The organism is Sinorhizobium sp. FG01, assembly GCF_002531875.1.
Classification (GTDB): domain Bacteria; phylum Pseudomonadota; class Alphaproteobacteria; order Rhizobiales; family Rhizobiaceae; genus Sinorhizobium; species Sinorhizobium fredii_C.
The window spans coordinates 1-597 of record NZ_NWTB01000031.1; the positions used below are offsets into that span (position 1 = coordinate 1).

General features: G+C 57.8%; 1 protein-coding gene. It reads right to left on the bottom strand.

All coding sequences use genetic code 11. The annotated features are described in order from the left end of the window. Positions 1-597, bottom strand: a 597-nt coding sequence (locus tag CO656_RS27960) for a transposase (RefSeq protein ID WP_144353242.1), incomplete at both ends; no start/stop codon positions are given.

Genomic DNA, 597 nt, shown 5'->3' on the forward strand with positions numbered 1-597 from the left:
GTAACGAAAGCGGCGCATAGGCACTGGGCTACGGATTGGCTCTGCCTTTGCCGGAATAACAGCTTCGATCGCGCGCTGCTCCATGCCTGCAAAAACCTTGGCGTAAGCATACCCAGCATCGGCCGTTGCGATTTTGATTGACGTGCCTGTCAGCTCGGCGACTGTGTCGAGACGACCGAGTATAATCTGTCCTTCATTGACCTCGCCCGTGGTGACCTCCACATCTAAAATCACGCCACAAGCATCGTCCACGACAGCATGTTGCTTGTAGGCTGGTTCCAGCCGACGATTGCGCCCGTTGGTCGCCATGGACGCGTCCGGATCGGTAACGCAAACCTTCTTGTACTTGCCTGTTTTACGGCTGTTTCGTTCGTTTGGGTCTTCGTTGGCGTCGGTGAGAGCGTCGACGTGGCGGAGCGCAAGGCTTTCCCAACTTACGTCGGCCCGGATGAGTGAGGCGTCGACATGTACGGCCTCACCCTTGGCAATCCTGGCCGCTACGCAGACCTTTACTGTCCGCTCAAAGATCGTTCGAAAACGCTCTGCGCCCCAGCGTTGACGGATGCGGGTCAGCGACGAATGGTCAGGAAGCGCCTC